General features: G+C 42.4%; 20 protein-coding genes and 1 pseudogene. 10 read left to right on the top strand and 11 right to left on the bottom strand.

The genetic code is table 11. The features are described from left to right. Positions 1–14 precede the first annotated feature (14 nt). The 3 genes from gcvH to rpoN all read right to left on the bottom strand — a co-directional run bounded on the left by gcvH (position 15) and on the right by rpoN (position 2648). Positions 15–395 carry a glycine cleavage system protein GcvH gene (gene gcvH, locus DXA54_RS17850; RefSeq protein ID WP_061448186.1) on the bottom strand — a complete coding sequence of 127 codons (381 nt, stop codon included), beginning with the start codon at positions 393–395 and terminating at the stop codon, positions 15–17. Positions 396–424: 29 nt separating this feature from the next. Then, complete coding sequence (locus DXA54_RS17845; RefSeq protein ID WP_004296233.1) at positions 425–1096, bottom strand: phosphatase PAP2 family protein; 672 nt, start codon at positions 1094–1096, stop codon at positions 425–427. 64 nt (positions 1097–1160) lie between these two features. Further along, positions 1161–2648 (bottom strand): RNA polymerase factor sigma-54, encoded by a 1488-nt coding sequence (gene rpoN / locus DXA54_RS17840; RefSeq protein WP_004296234.1) that lies wholly within the window; start codon positions 2646–2648, stop codon positions 1161–1163. 139 nt (positions 2649–2787) lie between these two features. Here rpoN and DXA54_RS17835 point away from each other — a divergent pair, with 139 nt between their 5' ends. Together DXA54_RS17835 and DXA54_RS17830 are read left to right on the top strand one after the other, a co-directional pair. Further along, positions 2788–4161 carry an aminopeptidase P family protein gene (locus DXA54_RS17835; RefSeq protein WP_004306980.1) on the top strand — a complete coding sequence of 458 codons (1374 nt, stop codon included), beginning with the start codon at positions 2788–2790 and terminating at the stop codon, positions 4159–4161. 218 nt (positions 4162–4379) lie between these two features. Beyond that, positions 4380–5690 carry an acetylxylan esterase gene (locus tag DXA54_RS17830; RefSeq protein WP_032852799.1) on the top strand — a complete coding sequence of 437 codons (1311 nt, stop codon included), beginning with the start codon at positions 4380–4382 and terminating at the stop codon, positions 5688–5690. A gap of 4 nt (positions 5691–5694) precedes the next feature. Here DXA54_RS17830 and DXA54_RS17825 read toward each other — a convergent pair whose 3' ends face one another. Together DXA54_RS17825 and DXA54_RS17820 are read right to left on the bottom strand one after the other, a co-directional pair. Continuing rightward, positions 5695–6096 (bottom strand): hypothetical protein, encoded by a 402-nt coding sequence (locus DXA54_RS17825; protein ID WP_004306977.1) that lies wholly within the window; start codon positions 6094–6096, stop codon positions 5695–5697. A gap of 217 nt (positions 6097–6313) precedes the next feature. Continuing rightward, the gene (locus DXA54_RS17820; RefSeq protein ID WP_004296239.1) at positions 6314–7987 is read right to left on the bottom strand and encodes a nucleoside kinase; all 1674 of its coding nucleotides are present in this window, start codon (positions 7985–7987) and stop codon (positions 6314–6316) included. 82 nt (positions 7988–8069) lie between these two features. On the opposite strand from DXA54_RS17820, the gene DXA54_RS17815 reads away from it, so the two are divergent. After that, complete coding sequence (locus DXA54_RS17815; protein WP_004296240.1) at positions 8070–9767, top strand: Na/Pi cotransporter family protein; 1698 nt, start codon at positions 8070–8072, stop codon at positions 9765–9767. 89 nt (positions 9768–9856) lie between these two features. Here the strand turns inward: DXA54_RS17815 and DXA54_RS17810 are convergent, their stop codons facing one another. Further along, a complete protein-coding gene (locus DXA54_RS17810) occupies positions 9857–10579 on the bottom strand; it encodes a hypothetical protein (protein WP_022200092.1) in 723 nt (240 codons plus the stop codon). A 115-nt stretch (positions 10580–10694) separates the two neighbouring features. Then, a complete protein-coding gene (gene rd, locus DXA54_RS17805) occupies positions 10695–10859 on the bottom strand; it encodes a rubredoxin (RefSeq protein WP_004306971.1) in 165 nt (54 codons plus the stop codon). Between the two features lie 222 nt (positions 10860–11081). Between rd and DXA54_RS17800 the strand changes: the two are divergent. The 5 genes and pseudogenes from DXA54_RS17800 to DXA54_RS17780 all read left to right on the top strand — a co-directional run bounded on the left by DXA54_RS17800 (position 11082) and on the right by DXA54_RS17780 (position 17507). Continuing rightward, positions 11082–12258 (top strand): annotated as a pseudogene (locus tag DXA54_RS17800) (sensor histidine kinase). 90 nt (positions 12259–12348) lie between these two features. After that, positions 12349–15054 carry a calcium-translocating P-type ATPase, PMCA-type gene (locus DXA54_RS17795; protein ID WP_004311947.1) on the top strand — a complete coding sequence of 902 codons (2706 nt, stop codon included), beginning with the start codon at positions 12349–12351 and terminating at the stop codon, positions 15052–15054. Next, positions 15044–15667 carry an HAD family hydrolase gene (locus DXA54_RS17790; RefSeq protein ID WP_004296245.1) on the top strand — a complete coding sequence of 208 codons (624 nt, stop codon included), beginning with the start codon at positions 15044–15046 and terminating at the stop codon, positions 15665–15667. Before DXA54_RS17795 ends, DXA54_RS17790 begins: the two co-directional genes overlap by 11 nt. Before the next feature lie 10 nt (positions 15668–15677). Further along, positions 15678–16625, top strand: a complete 948-nt coding sequence (locus tag DXA54_RS17785; RefSeq protein ID WP_120080205.1) for a bifunctional riboflavin kinase/FAD synthetase — start codon at positions 15678–15680, stop codon at positions 16623–16625. A gap of 102 nt (positions 16626–16727) precedes the next feature. Then, on the top strand, positions 16728–17507 hold the full coding sequence (locus tag DXA54_RS17780; protein ID WP_004311945.1) for a CPBP family intramembrane glutamic endopeptidase: 780 nt from the start codon (positions 16728–16730) through the stop codon (positions 17505–17507). 13 nt (positions 17508–17520) lie between these two features. Here DXA54_RS17780 and DXA54_RS17775 read toward each other — a convergent pair whose 3' ends face one another. From DXA54_RS17775 to DXA54_RS17760, 4 genes are all read right to left on the bottom strand, one after another. Beyond that, the gene (locus DXA54_RS17775) at positions 17521–17946 is read right to left on the bottom strand and encodes a SufE family protein (protein WP_004296248.1); all 426 of its coding nucleotides are present in this window, start codon (positions 17944–17946) and stop codon (positions 17521–17523) included. 109 nt (positions 17947–18055) lie between these two features. Beyond that, positions 18056–19051, bottom strand: coding sequence for a M20 family metallopeptidase (locus DXA54_RS17770; protein ID WP_004311944.1), 996 nt, complete (start codon positions 19049–19051; stop codon positions 18056–18058). A 70-nt stretch (positions 19052–19121) separates the two neighbouring features. Next, positions 19122–20030 carry an LD-carboxypeptidase gene (locus DXA54_RS17765; RefSeq protein ID WP_004296250.1) on the bottom strand — a complete coding sequence of 303 codons (909 nt, stop codon included), beginning with the start codon at positions 20028–20030 and terminating at the stop codon, positions 19122–19124. An 8-nt stretch (positions 20031–20038) separates the two neighbouring features. Continuing rightward, positions 20039–20842, bottom strand: a complete 804-nt coding sequence (locus tag DXA54_RS17760) for a glycoside hydrolase family 16 protein (protein WP_008649775.1) — start codon at positions 20840–20842, stop codon at positions 20039–20041. Between the two features lie 179 nt (positions 20843–21021). Here DXA54_RS17760 and DXA54_RS17755 point away from each other — a divergent pair, with 179 nt between their 5' ends. Both DXA54_RS17755 and buk read left to right on the top strand, forming a co-directional pair. Then, positions 21022–21981 (top strand): phosphate acyltransferase, encoded by a 960-nt coding sequence (locus DXA54_RS17755; RefSeq protein WP_004296252.1) that lies wholly within the window; start codon positions 21022–21024, stop codon positions 21979–21981. A 25-nt stretch (positions 21982–22006) separates the two neighbouring features. Next, positions 22007–23068 carry a butyrate kinase gene (gene buk / locus DXA54_RS17750; protein ID WP_008649772.1) on the top strand — a complete coding sequence of 354 codons (1062 nt, stop codon included), beginning with the start codon at positions 22007–22009 and terminating at the stop codon, positions 23066–23068. Positions 23069–23123: the final 55 nt, after the last annotated feature.

The following is a 23123-nucleotide window of genomic DNA, read 5'->3' as shown; positions in this document are numbered from 1 at the left end:
TATTTCTGTTTGCACTATCCGTTTACCACGGCTTTATACGCTTCGGCATCCAGTAGATCTTCCACCGCTTTTACATCCGCCGGCTTCACTTTAATCAACCAACCTTCGCCATAGGGAGCTTTATTTACCAGTTCCGGGTTTTCTTCCAATGCTTCATTTTGTTCGAGCACCTCACCTGCTATCGGCAGGAAAAGGTCGGAAATAGTTTTCACTACTTCAATCGTTCCGAAAGTTTCACCGGCTTCCAACGTTTCACCAACAGTCGGGATATCTACGAACACAATGTCGCCCAATTGTTCCTGTGCATAATCGGTGATACCAACGTATGCAATGTCTCCGTCAACGCGAATCCATTCGTGTTCGTTCGTGTACTTCAAATTCTGTGGAAAGTTCATAATGATTAGTTTTTAGGATTTATACTGTTTTAAAATAAAAATACTCGAAATAAGATGTTACTCACCGGATGAAGTACCAAAAGGGCACATATCAGACCGACAGCAAAACCGGAAAGCACTTCACCCAGCGTGTGATGTCCCAGAACAATGCGTGCAGAGCCCAATATACCGGCAATCAAAATAAACAGGCATAGCCATCCGACCGGATTGTAACCGAACAAGGCACTGAAAGAAATCAAGCCTCCGATCACCCCGCCCATTCCTGCCATGTGTTCGCTCAACTTCCATTTCAGGTTTACTGCAATGCAAATGATAGACACTACCAGGGAAGCAAGAATGATACCAGTCATATACCACGGGATATTCAACCTACGCATCATCAGCAGGCAGAACACATACGAGATGATGGTCAGCAGAATAGGTACATAACGCTTCTTACGTTCACTCAACTCCTGACGGGCAAACCCATTGATTTTACGAAACAAGAAAATTGTAATAGTAGGTGTCAGTATGGTGAAGCAGTAAACGATTCCCAACACTATCAACTTATATTGTATCGGCATGATACGAAGATAAGAAAACAGGAATAACACCAGAAACGATAAAAACGGAATAGAAAATGGAGTAAAGACCATCGAAGTGACTCTCGCCACCTGCAACATCGTCTTATCCGCTATGATATGTTCTCTCTCTCTGTCCACTCTTCTTTGATTACTAGTTACTAATTACAAATTACAATTCTCATTCTTCATTGTTAATTATCCATTATTTTCGCAGTCTCGCCACGGGGATATTCAGTTGTTGACGGTATTTGGCTACTGTCCTGCGGGCAATGGGATAACCTTTCTCCTTTAATATATCCGCCAATTCATCATCGGTCAGGGGTTTCTTCTTGTCCTCGCCTTCAATACACTCTTTCAGGATTTTACGAATCTCACGGACAGACATCTCTTCGCCATCTTCTGTGGTATATCCGTCGCTGAAAAAGTATTTGAGCGGATAGATACCGTAATTCGTCTGTACATATTTACTGTTACTCACACGGGAGATTGTCGAAATATCCAATCCCGTACGTTCCGCCACGTCTTTCAGAATCATAGGTTTCAATAGCGATTCATCTCCTTCCAAGAAGAAAGGACGTTGCAGGTCGATAATCGCCTGCATGGTAACCATCAAGGTATTCTGACGCTGACGGACAGCATCGATAAATCCTTGTGCCGCATCCATTTTCTGTTTCAGAAACATCATCGCTTCTTTAGATTCCTTAGACTGGTTAGCCCTGTTTTTTGTATGCTCCTCCACCATTTCCGTGAAGTCACGACTCATACGGAGTTCGGGAACATTGCGGTTATTGAGACTTACATTGATGGTTCCGTCATCATACGTTTCCACAATAAAGTCAGGAACTATTTGTTGGAGATTTCTGCCAATTGCTTCTCCTAAAGAAGCACCCGGACGTGGATTCAGTTTGGTTATTTCAGTAATGGTTTCCTGGAAAGTCTCTTCATCAATATCCAGTTTCTTTATAATCTTCTCCCAATGTTTACGGGTGAATTCTTCGTAACATTCTCTGATAATCCTTTCTTCCAGATTCAAGATAGGACTGGGAGTTTTCTCTTCTTCTTTTTTCCGGCGAATCTGTATCAACAGACATTCCTGAAGACTACGCGCACCGATACCTGCTGGATCGAAGTCCTGTAAGATGTTCAATGCTTCTTCCAGTTCTTCCTCGGTCGATTCGATACCGGCATAAATCGCCAGTTCGTCGCAGATACTTTCCAAAGATTTGCGAAGCAATCCGTCATCATCCAATGAACCGATCAGGTATTCCACCAAGTCACACTGGTGCTCTGTCAGGTTGCGTTCACGCAACTGTTCTTTCAGGATTTCATAAAAAGAGGTGGAGTCGGAAAATGGAATATCCTCCGCTTGTTCATCTTTCGAACGGTTGTTCTCTTGCAATTTATAATCGGGAATATCGTCTTCTGTCAGATAGTCACTCAAAGAATCATAGTCATTGGCATCGCTATCCATGCCATCCTCTGCATTCTCGGTATCGGAATATTCATTATCCGTAGCATTCTCTTCTTTACCTTCTTCAAGTGCCGGATTTTCAAGCAGTTCAGCATGGATACGGTCTTCCAACTCTACTGCGGGAAGCTCCAACAGTTTCACGACCAGAATCTGCTGGGGCGAGAGCGTCTGTACCTGCTGTTGCGCCTGAGATTGTATTTGACGGGAACCTTGTGCCATATTCGTTTTTGCTTTCTACTGTTTCTCGCTACAAAAGTAACTTTTTAACGAGAGATTACACAGATTAGGGAGATAATTTTTAATCCTATAACACAAAATTCGTTATCTTTGTTGCACGAACTTAAAAACTAGGACAAATATGTTTGCCAAAGAAACGTATATGCAGCGGAGAGCCCTGCTAAAAAAGAACTTAGGCTCCGGAGTGTTGTTATTTCTCGGAAATGACGAGTGCGGACTGAATTACGAAGATAACACATTCCGTTATCGTCAGGATTCCACTTTCCTTTATTATTTCGGACTTTCATGTGCCGGACTTTCGGCTATTATCGATATAGATGAAGACAAAGAAATTATCTTTGGTGATGAGTTGTCTATCGACGCAATCGTATGGATGGGATCACAGCCGACGTTGCACGAAAAATGCGAACGTGTAGGCGTAAAAAATCTGATGCCGTCTGCTGACATTGTAAGCTACCTCCATCAGTGTGTACAGAAAGGGAAAGCAATTCACTATCTGCCTCCTTACCGCCCTGAACATAAACTGAAACTGATGGACTGGCTGGGTATTCCTCCCGCACATCAGGAAGGTTCTGTTCCATTCATCCGTGCCGTGATCGCTCAACGCAACTATAAATCTGCAGAAGAAATCGTAGAAATAGAAAAGGCTTGCGATGTAACTGCCGATATGCATATTACAGCTATGAAAGTACTTCGTCCGGGTATGTACGAATATGAAGTGGTAGCTGAAATGAACCGGGTGGCCGAATCTAATAACTGCCAGCTATCATTCGCTACAATTGCCACTATCAACGGGCAGACTCTGCACAATCATTATCACGGAAATAAAGTGAAGCCGGGTGATTTGTTCTTAATCGATGCCGGTGCAGAAGTAGAGTCAGGTTATGCGGGTGATATGTCGTCTACCATTCCTGCCGATAAGAAGTTCACCACCCGTCAGCGTGAAGTATACGAGATTCAGAACGCCATGCATCTGGAATCCGTAAAGGCTCTCCGTCCGGGTATTCCTTATATGGACGTATACGAACTGTCAGCCCGCATCATGGTGGACGGTATGAAGACGCTCGGATTGATGAAAGGAAATACCGAGGATGCTGTACGCGAAGGTGCCCATGCGTTGTTCTATCCGCACGGACTAGGTCACATGATGGGATTGGATGTACATGATATGGAGAATCTGGGAGAGATATGGGTAGGTTACAACGGTCAACCGAAGAGCACACAGTTCGGTCGCAAATCGCAACGCCTCGCCATCCCATTGGAACCGGGTTTTGTACACACGGTAGAACCGGGTATTTATTTTATTCCGGAACTGATCGACATGTGGAAAGCAGAAAAGAAATTTACCGATTTTATCAACTACGAGATAGTGGAGACTTATAAGGACTTCGGTGGTATCCGCAATGAGGAAGATTATCTGATTACAGAAACCGGTGCCCGCCGATTAGGCAAGAAGATTCCTTTGACACCGGAAGAGGTGGAAGCTTTAAGATAAAAAGCCTCATCAAAATAAAAGAAGAACCTTTCTTCTATTCAAAATCAATAGCGGAAGCTTTTCATCCGGATGAAAAACTTCCGCTATTTTTGTCAAAGTACCAAATAGTCCATCTAAAATCACATTTTTTCTACCCTTCTTTTCCCGAATCTTGCGTAATATTGCAACAGAATTAAAATAATTCACTTTTTAATGATATAAAAACAATGAATAACACCATGAAGAGACTACTTTTATCTGTATGGCTATTGTCACTTTCCTTACTGTCCGCCGTAGCTGAAAACTATCCTTATAAAAGCGATGTGCTTTGGGTCACCGTACCCAATCATGCCGACTGGCTTTATAAAACCGGAGAAAAAGTAACTGTAGAAGTACAATTCTATAAATACGGCATCCCCAGGGATAATGTAACCGTCACTTATGAAATTGGCGGTGATATGATGCCTGTTGCCGATACAAAAGGAAGTATAACTTTAAAGAATGGCAGGGGGGTGATTCCTGTGGGCACAATGAAAGAGCCGGGATTCCGCGACTGCCGCCTGAAAGCAACCGTAGATGGAAAGACCTATTCACATCATATCAAAGTAGGATTTTCACCGGAGAAACTTCACCCATATACAACCATGCCTTCCGATTTCAAGGAATTTTGGGAAAAGGCTAAAGCGGAACAAAAGGAGTTTCCCCTAACGTATACCAAAGAACATGTCGAAAAATATTCCACTGATAAAATAGACTGTTATCTCGTAAAATTGCAACTGAACAAACGTGGACAATGCGTCTACGGATATTTATTCTATCCGAAAAAAGAAGGAAAGTTCCCGGTTGTCTTATGCCCTCCGGGAGCAGGAATCAAAACCATCAAAGAACCTCTACGCCATAAATATTATGCGGAACAAGGATGCATCCGTTTTGAATTCGAGATACACGGCCTCAACCCGGAAATGAGTGAAGAAGAATTCAAAGAAATCAGCAACGCTTTCAATGGCAGAGAAAACGGCTACCTGACCAATGGGCTCGACAGTCGTGATAATTATTATATGAAACGGGTATATCTGGCCTGTGTACGCGGTATCGACTTTCTAACTTCCCTACCGGAATGGGATGGCAAAAATATAATCGCACAAGGAGGTAGTCAGGGAGGCGCCCTGGCATTAATCGCTGCCGGACTGGATGAACGGGTGACAGCTTGTGTCGCCAATCATCCTGCATTAAGCGATATGGCAGGCTATAAAGCCGGACGTGCCGGCGGATATCCTCATTTCTTCAGGAATTCGGTAGATATGGATACTCCTGAAAAAATAAAGACAATGGCCTATTATGATGTTGTGAACTTTGCGAAATTAATCAAAGCAGATACCTACATGACATGGGGATTCAACGATGATGTATGTCCTCCGACAACCAGCTACATCGTATACAATGTACTAAACTGTCCGAAAGAAGCACTGATTACTCCCATTAATGAGCATTGGACTTCCAACGATACCGAGTATGGACATCTGCTTTGGATAAAGAAGCATTTAAAGTGAAGTTTTAATCATTCCATCTGGATGCGGGCAATTCTTTTTTCCCGTAACCTTTTTTCCAGGCATACGCTTTCCTCTTCCTGAGATAAAGCGTATCGCCACAATGTTTCATCGCCTCCCAATTAAAGATAGAATGGTGACAGATGATCTTTTCAAACCAATAAAGTATGTGATAAGTCACGAATGGTAACACCATCCACCACCATGAAAACAGTAACGATAAAATAAGTGCTGGTATCAGGGTTAAAGAAAAACATTCCCAATACTGTCTGGCATGAATTCGGAGTTCCATATCTTCCCAGACTTCCAGATATTTATAGCGGGTAAAGAAAAACCAGCCTAACATAAAATAGTGCTTCTTCCCTTTTCCTAAGAACCACTTTGCTAAAAGACTATTATAAAAAATCATATTCACATTTTTTTTGTTGCATGTAGTCCCTTCTTAACAGCAAAAGTAATTAAAGGTTCAATATTTTAAAGTTTTGCATAACAACCATAACATTCTTTCCCTAAATATCACTCAAATATTGTTTATTTTTGTGTTCCCTTGCTTCACTACAACAAAAGGTTTATTTGTATTTTCTGCAAAGGAAACACAATTCACGAATATATCCTAATTTTTCTGCTTAATATTTAAAGCTGCTTCCTCCTAAAAATTCACGCAACAAAGAAGTAGGCGGAATTTCTTTATCCTGTACCGGAACAAAATATTTGATAAACTTCAACAATCGGTAGGCTTCACAATATTCAGGACAGTTACGCGGAACACCCATCAGAATAGGCTCAGCGTGTAAACGAAGTACGGCAAACTCAAAAAGTAGCGCTGAATTAAACATGACATCAGCATTTTCCTGATAAGGGAATATCCATTTGTCTTCACCGGCACGTACACTAGGCCAGCGTGATATGGTTTCACGTGCAGAATATCCCCGATAATTAAAGTCGCGGATGATGCGACGCAACAAACGGTTGTCAGTAGTTGGAATCCAGTTATGGTCATCCAACGAAATAGTAGTCAATGCTGAAACATAAATCTTGAATTTCCGTTCGGCTGGTATATGCGGTGTCAGTTCCGGATTTAAGGCATGAATACCTTCCAGAATCAGAATTGTATTATCTTCTATTTTCAGTTTATCACCTTTATATTCCTTTTTGCCAAGAGAGAAATTAAAACGTGGCAATTCCACCTCCTCGCCACGAAGAAGCGCCTGCAGCTGTTGATTAAACAATTCCAGATCGAGCGCATAAAGTGATTCATAATCATAGTTTCCGTTTTCATCCAAAGGGGTTTCTTCACGGTCTACGAAATAATTATCCAAAGAGATCGGGAATGGCTTCAAGCCATTTGTCATCAGCTGAATAGAAAGCCGTTTGCTGAATGTTGTCTTTCCCGAAGAAGACGGGCCGGCAATCAATACCAGTTTTACCCGGTTACCGTTCTCGCCACGATGGAAGATAGTATCGGCTATCTGCGCTATCTTTTTCTCCTGCAATGCTTCCGCCACATTAATCAAGTCAGTGGCATGTCCTTCTTCACAGGCAAGATTAAAATCTCCGGCATTATTAAGCCCCATGATATAACTCCAATTCAGATATTCCTTAAAAACATCCAGCATCTTCTCCTGCTTCACAACTTCTTCGAGCATACTTGGGTTTTCACGACTCGGAATCCGGAGTAGCAACCCATCATAATACTTCACGATATCGAACAATTTAAGATATCCGGTGCTGGGAAGCAGATTACCATAATAATAATCAATTGTATCACCCAATGTATAATAATAGGTATAAAGAGAACCGGAAGTTTCAAGTAATCTCACTTTATCATTCATCCCCCGCTCGCTGAAAACCCGTACCGCTTCCGCCGTATGACATTCAATGCGGTGATAAGGAATATTTTCCGCAATGATCTCCTGCATCCGTTGCTTGATACGCGTCACATCTTCGAGTTCAATGGGGCGTCCAATCCGCAAATTGCAGAAATAACCTTTTGAAACAGGATGTTCCACAAACAATTTTCCCTCGGGAAAGAGTTCCGTGACAGCCTTAAACAAGACAAAACAAAGCGAACGGACATAAGTACGCATACCGGACTGATCTCTCACATCCAGAAACTCTACATCCTTATTATTATATACTCTGAAATTAAGTCCCTCGGAGCGATTATTGACCTTGGCACTCACTACTTGATAAGGAAAATTAAGATTAAAACCGTAATAAATATCCAAAAGTGAGCTTCCGATAGGGAATTCTTTGGAATTATTGTTATTTTTGCAACATATTTGTAACATCTGTTTCATCGAGTTCGTTAAAAGGTGAATAATTTGGGACTAATATACTTATAATCAGATTGAGAACAAATAACCATTAAAAATATTATAGATGGAATATTCTTTTTATGATTTTTTAAAGCTCATAGGCTCATTGGGACTCTTCCTCTACGGAATGAAAATCATGAGCGAGGGCTTACAAAAGGTCGCGGGTGATAGATTGCGAAGTATTCTAACGGCAATGACCACCAACCGGGTAACGGGAGTTCTAACAGGAGTGTTGATTACAGCCCTTATCCAGTCTTCTTCAGCAACGACGGTGATGGTCGTTAGTTTCGTGAATGCCGGGTTACTTACACTTGCCGAATCCATCAGCGTTATTATGGGTGCCAACATCGGTACTACTGTAACTGCTTGGATCATTTCAATTTTCGGATTTAAGGTCGATATGGCTGCTTTCGCTCTTCCCCTCTTAGCCATTGCCCTCCCGCTCATCTTTTCTGGAAAAAGCAACCGCAAGTCCATCGGTGAATTCATTTTTGGTTTTTCTTTCCTTTTCATGGGGCTCTCTTATCTGAAAGCAAACGCCCCCGACCTGAATGCCAATCCGGAAATGCTTGCCTTCGTACAGAACTACACGGATATGGGATTCTTTTCCATTATTCTGTTCTTGCTCATCGGTACAATATTGACCATGATTGTGCAAGCCTCTGCAGCTACCATGGCAATCACATTAATTATGTGTGCCAACGGCTGGATCAGCCTGGAACTGGGAGCAGCACTCGTATTGGGAGAAAACATCGGAACGACTATCACGGCCAATCTTGCCGCACTTACAGCCAACACACAGGCTAAGCGGGCAGCATTGGCCCATTTTGTTTTTAACGTGTTTGGGGTCATTTGGGTATTGATTGTCTTCCATCCTTTCATGGATCTAGTAAACTGGGTAGTAGACACCTTCTTTCAAAGCAGTAATCCAGAGGTTGCTATTTCCTACAAGCTATCTGCTTTCCACTCTATCTTCAATATCTGTAACGTATGTATCTTGATATGGGCTGTAAAACTGATTGAACGTACCGTATGCGCTTTAATCCACCCCAAAGAAGAGGACGAAGAACCTCGCCTGCGGTTTATCACTGGTGGTATGCTTTCCACTGCTGAACTTTCCATCCTTCAGGCACGTAAGGAAATCCATCTTTTCGCAGAACGTACCCACCGGATGTTCGGCATGGTGCAGGATCTGTTGCATACGGAAAAGGATGACGATTTCAATAAGCTGTTCAGCCGGATAGAGAAATATGAAAATATCAGCGACAATATGGAACTTGAAATAGCCAACTACCTGAATCAGGTATCCGAAGGCCGTTTGAGTTCTGAAAGTAAGTTACAGATACGCGCCATGTTGCGTGAAGTGACAGAAATTGAAAGTATTGGCGACAGCTGCTATAATCTGGCACGTACCATCAACCGGAAACGTCAGACTAATCAAGACTTTACCGAGAAACAATATGAGCATATTCATTTCATGATGAAGCTGACTAACGATGCACTTGCCCAAATGATTGTGGTAGTAGAAAAACCGGAGCATCAGAGCATTGACATCAACAAATCCTTCAACATTGAAAACGAAATTAATAATTATCGTAATCAACTGAAGAATCAGAATATTCTGGATGTGAACAACAAAGAATATGATTATCAGATGGGAGTTTACTACATGGATATTATCGCCGAGTGCGAGAAACTTGGCGACTACGTAGTGAATGTAGTAGAAGCCAGCAGTGATGTGAAAGAGAAAAGAGCTTCTTAACAGATAAAATAAAGAATAAAAAAGGAGAATCAGTAGTATCAATACATACCTGATTCTCCTTTTTATATCTAATAGTATCTTTTATAAAATCAATTATATACGTATGATTCAGCCAAACGCCAGAACAATGTAGATTCCGGAACAGTAGTTGTACGAAGCACTTTTGCAGTCCCGCCTTCTGAGGCCGGATTTATATTGGCAAAAATATTCCATCCCTTATTAAAAGAGCAGTTACTATAATAGTATGATTTGTCACTGCCTGTCAATGTAAAAGAACGGTCGGCATACTGATAACTCACCAATGTAGCTTTTCCGGCAGAAGACCCTTTACCCGACCAGTTGGAAATAGCAATTCGCCCCACCCTTTTATTTCCATTAAAAACAAAGAAATCTCCTAACGTCGCCACAAGAGCGTCCGCATCATCTGAGGTTCCGGTCCAGTAACCACCCATACCATTACGCCGGTCTACTGTCTGAAGCTTTTCCGAAGGAAAACTAGTGGGAAGTGTCATTACTATTTGCCCGTTCTCATAAGGAAAGCTAAGAGTCTCAATCACTTGCCAATCAACACCCGTCACTTTCACCTCAACCCGGTCAAATGTGAAGTCCGCAGGTATATTCTGTATATCTTTTACTACAAGCGTGCTATAATCCGGAACATCCAGAGCAGGAGGTTGCTCTTCATTCTCATCGTCGCTACAACCAGCCATCAAAAGGCTGAATATCAATAATACAAAGATTACAGGGTATGATAGATACCTTAGATCGGTTATGACGGTTGCTCTATTATACATAACTTCCGATTTTTGCATCAAAGATATCACATTTATAATCAGCAGAATAATTTCCAACCATAAAAATAAAAAATGACCGGGTATATATTTATACACCCAGTCATTCTCCTCTTAATAATTCTCTCTCTTGGTTTTATCCTTCGTACGGTTCAAAGTCTTCTTTTCCGACTCCACATAATGGACAAGTCCAATCATCAGGAATATCTTCAAATGCTGTTCCTGGTTCAATTCCACTTTCCGGATCTCCTTGTTCGGGGTCGTAAATATATTCACAGACCGTGCAAATGTACTTTTTCATAACGTTCGTATTTTTAATTGGTTTTCTAAATAATATAACACAAATAGCAAGATATTTGTTCAACACTATTTTTAAACTAAAGAAAAAAACTATCTTTGTAGTCATATTATCAAGCTAAAACAACAATATTATACTATGCTTATAGCACTATTGTCTACCTTAATAGTTTTATGCGCAGTCCTACTAATCAGTTTTTTATTGGAACGTAGGAAATGTCTGCGGATGCAACAACGATTGTTCCGTGAATCCAGAAAGTTGGAACGCACCAGCCATATTGCCGGCGCCATCTTGAAAAATGTGCATGCCTTTATCCTATTAATAGACAATGATTTCAAGGTACTGAAGACTAACTATTACCAAAAAACCGGAACCAGAAAAGGAACAGAAGAGAAAAGAGTGGGCGACTTGTTGCAATGTCGCAATGCATTGGCAGCCGAAGGAGGTTGCGGCACACATAGTTTCTGCGGCTCTTGCCCGATACGTACCGCCATACGACAAGCCTTCGAACAGAGACGAAACTTCACGGATCTTGAAGCCACTTTATCCATAGTTACATCTGATAATACTACCGTGGAATGTGATGCAGTAATATCCGGTTCTTACTTCCTTCTGAATGAAGAAGAGAACATGGTAATCACCGTACACGATGTTACCCGCCGAAAACAAGCTGAAAAGGAGTTACGGCTAGCCAAAGAAAAAGCAGAAAAAGCCGATATTTCAAAATCTGCCTTTTTAGCCAACATGAGCCATGAAATCCGTACCCCTCTCAATGCTATTACCGGATTTGCAGAGGTATTAGGCAGTGCAACTACAGAAGAGGAAAAGGCCCAATATCAAGAAATCATAAAAATGAATGCCGACCTCCTGATGCAACTGGTCAACGACATTCTCGATATGTCAAAAATCGAAGCCGGAACATTGGAATTTGTGCAGACAACAGTTGACTGTCAATCAGTTACTTTCAGATTTACAACAACTTTTTCAAATGAGAGTCGATGACGCCGGAGGAAATATACAAATTATAGCGGAATCATCCCGTTCTTCCTGCATGATTCAAACAGATCGGAACCGGGTGGCACAAGTGCTTTCAAACTTTGCCGGCAACGCCATTAAGTTCACCCATAAAGGTAGCATCCGCCTCGGCTATGAAACTAGAGATACCGAGCTTTACTTTTATGTCAAGGATACCGGAACCGGAATTCCAGCAGAGAAATTACCGGATGTATTCGAGCGTTTCGTGAAACTGAATAAAGATAAAAAAGGAGCCGGACTGGGACTTTCCATATCTCAAACTATTGTCGCCAAACTTGGCGGTCAAATCGGAGCGGATTCCGTAGAAGGTGAAGGCTCTACATTCTGGTTTACAATTCCTTATCGGTCATGTGGTAAACCACGCTAACAAATTCGACTTCATAAAAAGTTTTAATTAAACATTCTATCACAATTTTATGTTGTATTTTTGCGGTTCAAACTAAACGCATGTATCTGCATGAGTACAAATAAAAATGACTATTATCATTTAGGACTTACTGATGACGAAGTCCTACAAAGCAGGGAGAAAAATGGTATTAACCTGTTAACGCCCCCCAAGCGTCCTTCTCTCTGGAAACTTTATCTGGAAAAATTTGAAGACCCGGTTGTCCGTGTATTATTAGTAGCAGCCGCTTTCTCATTAATTATCTCCATCATCGAAAACGAATATGCCGAAACAATCGGAATCATAGCCGCTATCTTATTGGCTACCGGAATCGGTTTCTTCTTCGAATATGATGCCAGTAAGAAGTTCGATCTGCTGAATGCAGTCAATGAAGAAACTCTGGTAAAAGTGGTCCGAAACGGACGCGTACAGGAAATCCCTCGTAAAGACATAGTGGTAGGTGATATCGTCATTCTGGAAACAGGTGAAGAAATTCCCGCTGATGGAGAGTTGCTGGAAGCTATTTCTCTGCAAGTGAACGAATCCAATCTGACGGGAGAGCCTGTTATTAATAAAACTACTGTAGAAGCTGATTTTGATGAAGAAGCGACTTATGCCTCCAATCTGGTGATGCGTGGCACTACAGTGGTGGATGGACATGGTACCATGCGCGTGCTGCATGTGGGAGATGCTACTGAAATCGGAAAAGTAGCCCGGCAGAGTACAGAGGATAACCTCGAACCCACCCCGCTGAACATACAGCTCACCAAACTCGCAAATCTAATCGGAAAGATAGGTTTCACCGTTGCCGGTCTGGCTTTCCTTATTTTCTTCGTGAAGGATGTAGTGCTATATTTTGATTTCGGTTCGCTGAACGGATGGCATGAGTGGCTTCCGGTTTTCGAACGGACACTGAAATATTTTATGATGGCAGTTACGCTGATTGTAGTAGCTGTGCCTGAAGGATTGCCAATGAGTGTCACGCTTAGTCTGGCATTGAACATGCGTCGTATGCTTTCCACCAACAATCTGGTGCGGAAAATGCATGCTTGCGAAACAATGGGAGCCATCACCGTGATTTGTACGGATAAAACCGGTACACTGACTCAAAATCTGATGCAAGTGCACGAACCCAATTTCTATGGTATAAAAAATGGCAGTGACTTGTCTGATGACGATATTAGCGCACTTATCGCAGAAGGAATCAGCGCCAATTCAACAGCTTTCCTTGAAGAATCAACCAATGGAGAAAAACCCAAAGGCGTAGGAAATCCAACCGAAGTGGCTTTATTACTCTGGCTAAACAAACAGGGAAGAGATTACCTGCAACTCCGCGAACAAGCTCATGTTCTCGATCAACTCACCTTCTCTACCGAACGGAAATTCATGGCAACTCTTGTTGAATCTCCATTGATCGGCAAAAAAATACTTTATATAAAAGGAGCTCCTGAAATTGTTTTGGGTAAGTGTAAAGAAGTTGTTCTGGATGGACGGCAAGTGGATGCGGTAGAGTATCGTTCTACAGTGGAAGCACAACTGTTGAACTATCAGAATATGGCTATGCGTACACTTGGATTTGCATTCAAGATTGTCGGAGAAAATGAACCGAACGATTGCACGGAACTAGTTTCAGCCAACGACCTCAATTTCTTGGGAGTAGTTGCCATCTCCGACCCGATTCGTCCGGATGTACCTGCTGCGGTTGCAAAATGTCAGTCTGCAGGTATCGGCATCAAGATCGTGACCGGTGACACTCCGGGAACTGCCACAGAAATCGCACGCCAGATAGGTCTTTGGAACCCTGAAACTGATACGGAACGAAATCGAATCACCGGTGTCGCATTTGCCGAATTGAGCGATGAAGAAGCACTGGACAGAGTGATGGACTTAAAAATCATGTCCCGCGCCCGTCCGACAGACAAACAACGTCTGGTACAACTGCTTCAACAAAAAGGAGCAGTGGTAGCTGTAACCGGAGACGGAACGAATGACGCTCCGGCTTTGAATCATGCCCAAGTAGGTTTATCGATGGGTACAGGTACTTCTGTAGCCAAAGAGGCTAGTGATATTACATTGCTCGACGACTCTTTCAACAGTATCGGAACCGCTGTTATGTGGGGACGTTCACTGTATAAGAATATCCAGCGTTTCATCGTTTTCCAGCTAACGATTAACTTTGTGGCATTGCTTATCGTTCTGCTAGGCTCCGTAATCGGTACGGAACTTCCGCTGACTGTAACACAAATGTTATGGGTGAACCTGATTATGGATACTTTTGCCGCTTTGGCTCTTGCCTCTATTCCACCCAGCGAAACGGTGATGCTTGAGAAACCTCGTCGCAGTACCGATTTTATTATCAGTAAGGCAATGCGGTCTAATATAATAGGTGTGGGCTCTATCTTCCTCATCGTATTGCTCGGAATGATTTATTATTTCGACCACAGTACGCAAGGAATGAATGTACACAACCTGACTATTTTCTTCACCTTCTTTGTCATGCTGCAATTCTGGAATCTGTTCAATGCCCGTGTATTCGGTACTACCGATTCGGCATTCAAGGGACTTTCCAAATCGTATGGGATGGAGCTTATTGTACTGGCTATTCTTGCCGGACAATTCCTCATCGTACAATTCGGTGGAGCCGTATTCCGCACGGAACCGCTCGACTGGCAAACCTGGCTTCTTATTATAGGCGTTTCGTCCACGGTGTTATGGGTTGGAGAACTTGTTCGCCTTGTTCAACGTATTATTCACAAAAAAGACAGAAATGAAAAGTAAAGGAATAAAAAACCTTCTTATTGATTTGGGTGGTGTACTTATCAATCTCGACCGCCAACGTTGCATTGAGCACTTTCAGAAGTTAGGGCTCCAAAACGTGGATGCATTGCTGGATATCCAGAACCAGGACGGACTCCTGATGCAACAGGAAAAAGGATTGATAACACCTGCCGAATTCCGTGACGGAGTTCGTAAAATGATAGGCAAAGCAGTTAGCGACAAACAAATAGATGCAGCCTGGAATAGTTTCCTGGTAGATATACCCACACAAAAACTGGATTTATTATTAAAATTACGTGAGAAATATGTCGTCTATTTATTGAGCAATACCAACCAAATTCATTGGGAATGGACATGTGCTCATTTGTTTCCTTACCGCACCTTTAAGGTGGAAGATTATTTTGAAAAAACGTACCTCTCTTTTGAAATGAAAATGGCCAAGCCCGAACCGGAGATATTCAAGGCAATCATAGAGGATGCCGGTATCGAGCCGAAAGAAACGCTTTTTATTGATGACTCTGAAATGAACTGTAAGACAGCCCAAAATTTAGGAATTTCTACCTATACAGCGAAAGTAGGCGAAGACTGGAGCCATCTTTTCAACCTCAAATAATTTTAGAGATATGCAGATTATACGTGACACATCGGCAATTACCCCGGAACCCTGCGTAGCTACCATCGGTTTCTTTGATGGAGTACATGCAGGACATCGCTATCTGATTCAGCAAGTGAAAGAGATAGCCGCCGCCAAAGGTCTACGCTCTGCATTGGTTACTTTTCCCGTTCATCCCCGAAAAGTGATGAATGTGGAGTATCATCCGGAACTTCTGACTACCCCCGAAGAAAAAATAAGTCTGCTTGCAGACATCGGGGTAGACTACTGCCTGATGCTTGATTTCACTCCGGAAATTTCCCGGCTCACTGCCCGGGAGTTTATGACACAGTTGCTAAAAGAGCGTTATCAGGTAAAATACCTGGTTATCGGCTATGACCATCGTTTCGGACATAACCGCAGCGAAGGTTTCGAGGATTATGTACGTTATGGAAAAGAAATTGGCATAGAAGTAATTCGCGCCAAAGCGTATACCAGCAATATAGAAATAGGGAACGAACCCAACATTCCGGTGAGCTCTTCCCTGATCCGCAAACTTCTTCATGAAGGAGAAGTTAGCCTGGCCGCCCATTGTCTGAAATATGAATATTTCCTTGACGGGATCGTAGTAGGCGGCTATCAGGTAGGCGGAAAGATAGGTTTCCCAACGGCCAATTTACGGGTGGATGATCCCGATAAACTGATTCCTGCCGATGGCGTATATGCCGTATGGGTAACATTTGACGGGAAAACGTATATGGGGATGCTGAATATAGGTGTCCGCCCGACGATTGACAATGGTCCGAACCGGACGATTGAGGTGAATATCCTCCACTTCCATTCTGACATATATGATAAATTCATCCGGCTTACTTTTGTTAAACGGACACGTCCCGAACTGAAATTCTCCAGTATCGACGAGTTAATAACACAGCTCCATAAGGATGCTGAAGAGACAGAAACAATTCTTAAAAAATAGATTCTTATGCAAAAGTCATTTATGAGCATCTCTTTGGTGGTAATAGCTATATCCATGTTAGCTATGTTTATCTATAGTTTCTTTACCACTAAATAAAAAACCATGAAAACGGCTATCAAATTAGTATTAATAGACCTTCTCATTGCACAGATTGTCGCCCCTATCCTGATTATGATTCCCTGTACGATCTATTTGTTCGTCACCACGGGAAATCTGGATAAAGTCACTCTGACGCAAATGATTATGATCCCGGCACAACTAGCCGGACAGATTATGATGGGTATTTATCTATGGAAAGCCGGTTATATCAGTAAAAAGAAGACAACATGGTCACCCGTATCAGCTCCATTCCTAATTTGTAGCGGACTAGCTATTCTCACCGGTGGTTTTCTGGTATCCGCACTGATGGGACTGCTAGACTGGATACCCAACATCATGGAGCAATCTTTCGACATTCTCCAATCCGGTTGGGGCGGTATTCTTGCAATAGCTATCATCGGTCCTGTACTTGAAGAACTGTTGTTCCGCGGAGCCATTACCAAAGCTTTGCTGCAACAATACAACCCGACGAAAGGCATCCTCATTTCAGCACTTCTATTCGGTGTCTTTCACATCAATCCGGCCCAGATACTTCCGGCATTTCTGATTGGTATCCTGCTGGCATGGACATACTATAAAACCGGCAGTCTGATTCCCTGTATACTCATGCATATATTGAATAACTCCTTAGCAGTATATCTTAGTATCAAATACCCCGAAGCAGAAAATATGGACGACCTGATTAACGGTACCCCGTATCTCATCGTCCTATTCGGGTCAATCCTCCTGTTTATCGGTATCATACTGACCATGAACCACCTGACTTCCCAAAAGCAGCAATAAAAAAGGGAAGTTTTTACTTCCCCTCTTTCGCTTTGAATGCTAATGCATACATTCGTATTTGTTTTACCATCGACAGCAAACCGTTGCTACGCGTTGGCGATAGATGCTCTTTCAGTCCGATCTTGTCTATAAAATAAAGATCTGCATTTAAGATTTCATCAGGAGTATGTCCGGAAAAGACTTTAATCAACAAGGCAATAATCCCCTTTACAATCAAAGCATCGCTTTCTGCTTTAAAAACGATTTTACCATCCACATCATCCGCTTGAAGCCATACCCTGCTCTGGCATCCTTCAATCAGATTTTGTTCCGTCTTATATTTTTCTTCAAGTGGTTCCTGCTCATTCCCCAGATCAATAAGTAATTGATAACGGTCCATCCAATCGTCGAAGTCACTGAATTCCGCAATCACTTCATCTTGTAGTTCATTAATTGACATTATAGTAATTATTTAATTAGACAATATACCAATGTGCGAATAGCAGATGCCGTATTTAAAACCGGCATATCAATCTATCAACACCTTATTATATTATTTCTCAATTCTATTATTTCTCATTATAAATCACTTCCAATACCGTCTGACCGACTGCTTTCAACGTATTCTTATCAATATGTTCCATATTGTCATTGACAGTATGCCATGTCGGGGTAAAATCACCTTCCTGATTGTAGGGAATGATATCGATCGTTTTAATACGTGCCAGACGATTTATGAACAGATGGTCGTCTGTTACAAATCCTCCGTTTCCATCCATGAAAGTCTTTCCGTAACCCGCTTTCTTTGCCGCTTTCCAAACCTTCTTATTTATGTCCGGAGCAAATTCTTCCGAATACCCTTCTTTCATAAACACACTGCCTTCACCTCCTACCATATCGAGCAGGATACCAAAACGTGCATTATATCCTTGTACATGAGGATTACGTGCCCAATACTGCGATCCCAGACACCAGAATTCCTCCTTATGCTTTCCTGTATAAAACTGTGGCGCACCGTAGTCCTCTGCATCCAACAGAATGATATCAATCCCCAATTCCGGTTGTTGCTGATTGACCAGACGAGCTATTTCGAGCAAAGCTCCTACCCCACTGGCACCATCATTTGCACCCAGAATCGGAGTTTTATGGTTCTTCTCGTCAGGATCGTTATCAGCCCATGGGCGTGTATCCCAATGTGCAAACAAAGCGATTCTCTTTTTACTTTCCGGCTTATAAGAACCGATAATGTTTCTCGCTTTCAACAACGTACCGTCATAAGCAATCAAATCAGCATATTGATTAGTCACTTGAGCACCGAAAGCCTCTAATTGACTGGCAAGGTAATTGCCACAGGCAACATGTTCTTTAGTGTTAGGAACACGAGGTCCGAAATCTACCTGATTCTTTACATACAAATAAGCACTATCCGCATCAAACTGAGGTACATTCACAACTGTCTTTTCGTCTTGTTCACTCGTACTATTTGCCTTGTTACCTCCACCGCAAGAGAATGCTGATAATAACAAAAAGGCACTCATTAATACTATCATAGTTTTCTTTTTCATCGTCCTTTTATCTATTAAAGCCTCAAAATTAGTCATTTTCACCACAGCATCGTTCAGATGGAATGGATTATTAACATATAAACTTTAGTTCCACATTTTTCTTTCCCACCACAAGCTCTACTTTTGCACCGTTGATAAGCGGGAGATTATGAGTCACATGCCCCACCGGGAAATTGAAACAGACGGGATAATCATACTCTTTTACTAAATCTGCCAAAGCAGCATACAGTTCCTTGCCCAACGAACAGTCTTCTTCATATTCTGTAAATTGACCGATAATCAATCCGGACAGTTTTTCTAACACGCCCCCCAGTTTCAAATTATACATCATACGTTCGATGGCATGCGGACGTTCGCTAACATCTTCAATAAACAGTATAGTGCCTTCCGCCGGAATATCATAAGGAGTGCCACGCAAACCGTAGGCTACCGCCATGTTACCGCCATGCAAAACGCCTTGTGCCGTCCCCTGCTTGTTCAGTTTATGCTTCTCGCACATGTAAGAAGGAATATTTCCCAATAGAATATCCTTCAGATAGTTCGCACAAAGATCGTCTTCCGGTTCCACCGTAAGATGACGTGCCATCAATGAATGAAGGGAAGCATATCCATTTTTCTGAAACAGATTGTGCAAAGCGGTTATATCGCTAAAGCCCAGTAACCATTTCGGATGTTCACAAAAGGCCGTAAAATCAATTTTATCGATCAAATGTACCGCCCCGTACCCTCCACGGCTGCAAAGAATAGCCTTCACTTTAGGGTCGTCCATCGCATCCTGCAAATCTTTCAGCCGCTGCTTGATTGTCCCGGCATATCTTCCGGATGAACTTCCGGCATGCTTTCCTATAGCCACTTTCAAGCCCCATGATTCCATCCGTTTCTTGGCTCCTTTTAGGAATTGTTGGTCTATCTTACTCGAAGGTGATACAATAACCACTTTATCACCTTTCTGCAAAAAGGGAGGAAATTGAATATCCATATATGTTCTTATTTTATTGACTTTCGTTGATAAAAACGTACCCAGTCCACTTCCATTTCTACCGGAAGATCCTCGGGAGAGACTGCTCCCACCCACGAGCCTCCCAACTGCATATCAATCAGCAGATAAAATGGCTGAGTAAAAGGGAATTGTCCTTCTTCTTTCGTTTGTATGCGGGGGTAAGTAAACGTATGCACATCATTGACATAAAATGAAAGACTGTCCGGATACATTTCGACTACAAAAATATTGTAGCGGTCAGGGTGAATCACTCCCATAGAATGTGATACCGGATGATCCTTGATCCCCAGCGTATAAGTGTAATGGGAATGAACTGTCTGATAAGCAATAGAATCGTTATTCAAACGTTCCATGATATCAATCTCACCGCCAGATGGCCATGCCGCTCCTTCAGGCAACATCCAGATGGCAGGCCATGCTCCTCCCGCCGCATTCAACTTGGCACAAATCTCAATACGCCCGTTCGTAAAAGCCTTTTTGCCTTTTGTATACACACCGCCTGTCAAATAAGGGGCAGTGTCATTGCGTTGGGTATGATTGACAATACCTCTCAACACCAGTTTGCCTTTACGCATGGCATAGCAGGAATCAAAGTCTGTCATATAGTTATTCCAGTCTGACTTACCTCGTGGAATCTTGCTCCAGACCTGTGAATCGAAACTCTTTTTCTGATTAAAGTTCTCTTCCCAGATCAAAGACCAACCGGAAGACGTCTTGCTGCTTTTACAGGAAACAAGCGTCCAACAAAGGAGAATTAAGCTAAGAAATAATAGATTTTTAAACTGTTTCATGGTGCTTTTATTTTATTGGGGGATTTATTTGCAAAAATACAGGAAAAAACGGTTCCATGCACATCCAACAGCCAAAACAAATAAAATATAGCAAAATGTTACATAATGGATGTAATTTTTCGGGTTATAATCATTATTTTTTCAATCATTTTTCTGATATTTGCTAAAAATCTAACGTTATGGAACCTATTCTAAATTTTGCCCAGTTAACGGCTCATCTTAAAAAACTAAACCATAGAAAACGAATTGCCGTGGTCTGTGCGAACGATCCTAACACTGAATATGCCATCTCCCGTGCTTTGGAAGAAGGGATTGCAGAATTTCTGATGATTGGAGATTCTACCATTCTGAAGAAATATCCCACGCTCAAACAATATCCTGAATACGTAAAAACCATCCACATAGAAAATCCGGATGAAGCGGCGCGCGAAGCTGTCCGCATTGTGCGTGAAGGAGGAGCGGATATTTTGATGAAAGGGATTATCAATACGGACAACTTACTGCATGCCATACTCGACAAAGAAAAAGGTTTGTTACCGAAAGGGAAAATCCTCACGCATCTGGCAGTAATGGAAATTCCTACTTACCATAAACTGCTTTTCTTCTCGGATGCCGCCGTCATTCCGCGTCCTACTTTACAGCAACGTATAGAAATGATTTGGTATGCTATCTGCACCTGCCGTCACTTTGGTATCGAACAACCGCGTGTCGCATTGATTCACTGCACAGAAAAAGTGAGTGCCAAGTTCCCTCATTCACTAGATTATGTGAATATCGTAGAACTTGCCGAAGCGGGAGAATTCGGAAATGTGATTATTGACGGCCCGCTGGATGTACGTACTGCCTGCGAACAAGCAAGTGGTGATATTAAAGGGATTGTATCTCCTATCAACGGACAGGCAGATGTCTTGATATTCCCGAACATTGAATCGGGTAATGCATTCTACAAATCCGTCTCTTTGTTTGCACAGGCAGAAATGGCAGGATTGCTGCAAGGTCCTATTTGCCCTGTAGTACTTCCATCGCGTAGTGATTCCGGCTTGTCCAAATATTACAGCATTGCAATGGCATGCTTACAAGTGTCAGGAGATTGCAAATGCAGAAAACAAGTCAGCCAAGTCACCGGCTCATCATTCTAAATTCACCACTAAAAGCCTACTATTCATGAAAATTCTGGTTATCAACCCCGGTTCTACTTCTACTAAAATAGCAGTTTACGAAAATGAAACTCCGCTGTTTGTCAGTAATATAAAACATTCTGTAGAAGAACTATCCGCTTTTCCCGAGGTGATAGACCAGTTTGAATTCCGGAAAAACCTGGTGTTACAAGAATTGGAAAACAATAAGATACCTTTTTCTTTTGATGCAATCATCGGACGCGGCGGTTTAGTGAAACCGATACCGGGCGGAGTGTATGAAGTAAATGAGGCCATGAAACGTGATACAGTGCATGCTATGCGTACCCATGCTTGTAACTTAGGAGGATTGATTGCCAGCGAACTGGCCTCCACATTACCCGACTGTCCGGCTTTCATTGCTGATCCGGGAGTGGTGGATGAACTGGAAGATATAGCACGCATTACAGGTTCTCCCTTAATGTCGAAGATCACCATCTGGCATGCATTAAACCAGAAAGCAATCGCCCGCCGCTTTGCCAAAGAGCAGGGAACCCAATACGAAAATCTGGATTTAATTATCTGCCATCTGGGAGGTGGCATCTCTGTCGCAGTCCATCACCACGGACGAGCCATTGACGCCAACAATGCATTGGACGGTGAAGGTCCTTTCTCACCGGAACGTGCCGGTACACTTCCCGCCGGTCAACTGATCGACCTATGTTTTAGCGGTCAACTCACCAAAGACGAATTGAAAAAACGTATCTCCGGACGCGCCGGACTGACCGCCCATCTAGGTACAACCGATGTTCCCGCCATTATACAATCTATCGAAGAAGGAGATAAAAAAGCGGAACTGATACTGGATGCCATGATTTACAATGTTGCAAAAGCGATAGGAGCCAGTGCCACCGTACTTTGTGGGAAGATAGATGCCATCCTTCTGACAGGAGGTATCGCCTATTCGGACTATGTGATTTCAAGACTGAAAAAAAGAATCTCTTTCCTGGCTCCCATCTATGTTTATCCCGGAGAGAATGAAATGGAGTCGTTAGCATTTAATGCCATAGGAGCACTAAAGGGGGAATTGCCGATACAAATCTATAAATAGGCGGGCGCACAAAAAGGCTATTCAGTTACCAATCACCAAGCAATCTGATAGTTTC

It is taken from the genome of Bacteroides sp. OF03-11BH (genome assembly GCF_003604005.1).
In the GTDB taxonomy this organism is placed as follows: Bacteria; Bacteroidota; Bacteroidia; order Bacteroidales; family Bacteroidaceae; genus Bacteroides; species Bacteroides ovatus.
This window is presented reverse-complemented; position numbering and strand designations above follow the sequence as displayed.

Excerpts from the sequence above, each read along its gene's own strand:
- gcvH (WP_061448186.1), bottom strand. The coding sequence starts at position 395 with ATGAACTTTCCACAGAATTTGAAGTACACGAACGAACACGAATGGATT.
- rpoN (WP_004296234.1), bottom strand. The coding sequence starts at position 2,648 with ATGGCACAAGGTTCCCGTCAAATACAATCTCAGGCGCAACAGCAGGTA.
- DXA54_RS17835 (WP_004306980.1), top strand. The coding sequence starts at position 2,788 with ATGTTTGCCAAAGAAACGTATATGCAGCGGAGAGCCCTGCTAAAAAAG.
- DXA54_RS17830 (WP_032852799.1), top strand. The coding sequence starts at position 4,380 with ATGAAGAGACTACTTTTATCTGTATGGCTATTGTCACTTTCCTTACTG.
- DXA54_RS17825 (WP_004306977.1), bottom strand. The coding sequence starts at position 6,096 with ATGATTTTTTATAATAGTCTTTTAGCAAAGTGGTTCTTAGGAAAAGGG.
- DXA54_RS17820 (WP_004296239.1), bottom strand. The coding sequence starts at position 7,987 with ATGAAACAGATGTTACAAATATGTTGCAAAAATAACAATAATTCCAAA.
- DXA54_RS17815 (WP_004296240.1), top strand. The coding sequence starts at position 8,070 with ATGGAATATTCTTTTTATGATTTTTTAAAGCTCATAGGCTCATTGGGA.
- DXA54_RS17810 (WP_022200092.1), bottom strand. The coding sequence starts at position 10,579 with ATGCAAAAATCGGAAGTTATGTATAATAGAGCAACCGTCATAACCGAT.
- rd (WP_004306971.1), bottom strand. The coding sequence starts at position 10,859 with ATGAAAAAGTACATTTGCACGGTCTGTGAATATATTTACGACCCCGAA.
- DXA54_RS17795 (WP_004311947.1), top strand. The coding sequence starts at position 12,349 with ATGAGTACAAATAAAAATGACTATTATCATTTAGGACTTACTGATGAC.
- DXA54_RS17790 (WP_004296245.1), top strand. The coding sequence starts at position 15,044 with ATGAAAAGTAAAGGAATAAAAAACCTTCTTATTGATTTGGGTGGTGTA.
- DXA54_RS17785 (WP_120080205.1), top strand. The coding sequence starts at position 15,678 with ATGCAGATTATACGTGACACATCGGCAATTACCCCGGAACCCTGCGTA.
- DXA54_RS17780 (WP_004311945.1), top strand. The coding sequence starts at position 16,728 with ATGAAAACGGCTATCAAATTAGTATTAATAGACCTTCTCATTGCACAG.
- DXA54_RS17775 (WP_004296248.1), bottom strand. The coding sequence starts at position 17,946 with ATGTCAATTAATGAACTACAAGATGAAGTGATTGCGGAATTCAGTGAC.
- DXA54_RS17770 (WP_004311944.1), bottom strand. The coding sequence starts at position 19,051 with ATGAAAAAGAAAACTATGATAGTATTAATGAGTGCCTTTTTGTTATTA.
- DXA54_RS17765 (WP_004296250.1), bottom strand. The coding sequence starts at position 20,030 with ATGGATATTCAATTTCCTCCCTTTTTGCAGAAAGGTGATAAAGTGGTT.
- DXA54_RS17760 (WP_008649775.1), bottom strand. The coding sequence starts at position 20,842 with ATGAAACAGTTTAAAAATCTATTATTTCTTAGCTTAATTCTCCTTTGT.
- DXA54_RS17755 (WP_004296252.1), top strand. The coding sequence starts at position 21,022 with ATGGAACCTATTCTAAATTTTGCCCAGTTAACGGCTCATCTTAAAAAA.
- buk (WP_008649772.1), top strand. The coding sequence starts at position 22,007 with ATGAAAATTCTGGTTATCAACCCCGGTTCTACTTCTACTAAAATAGCA.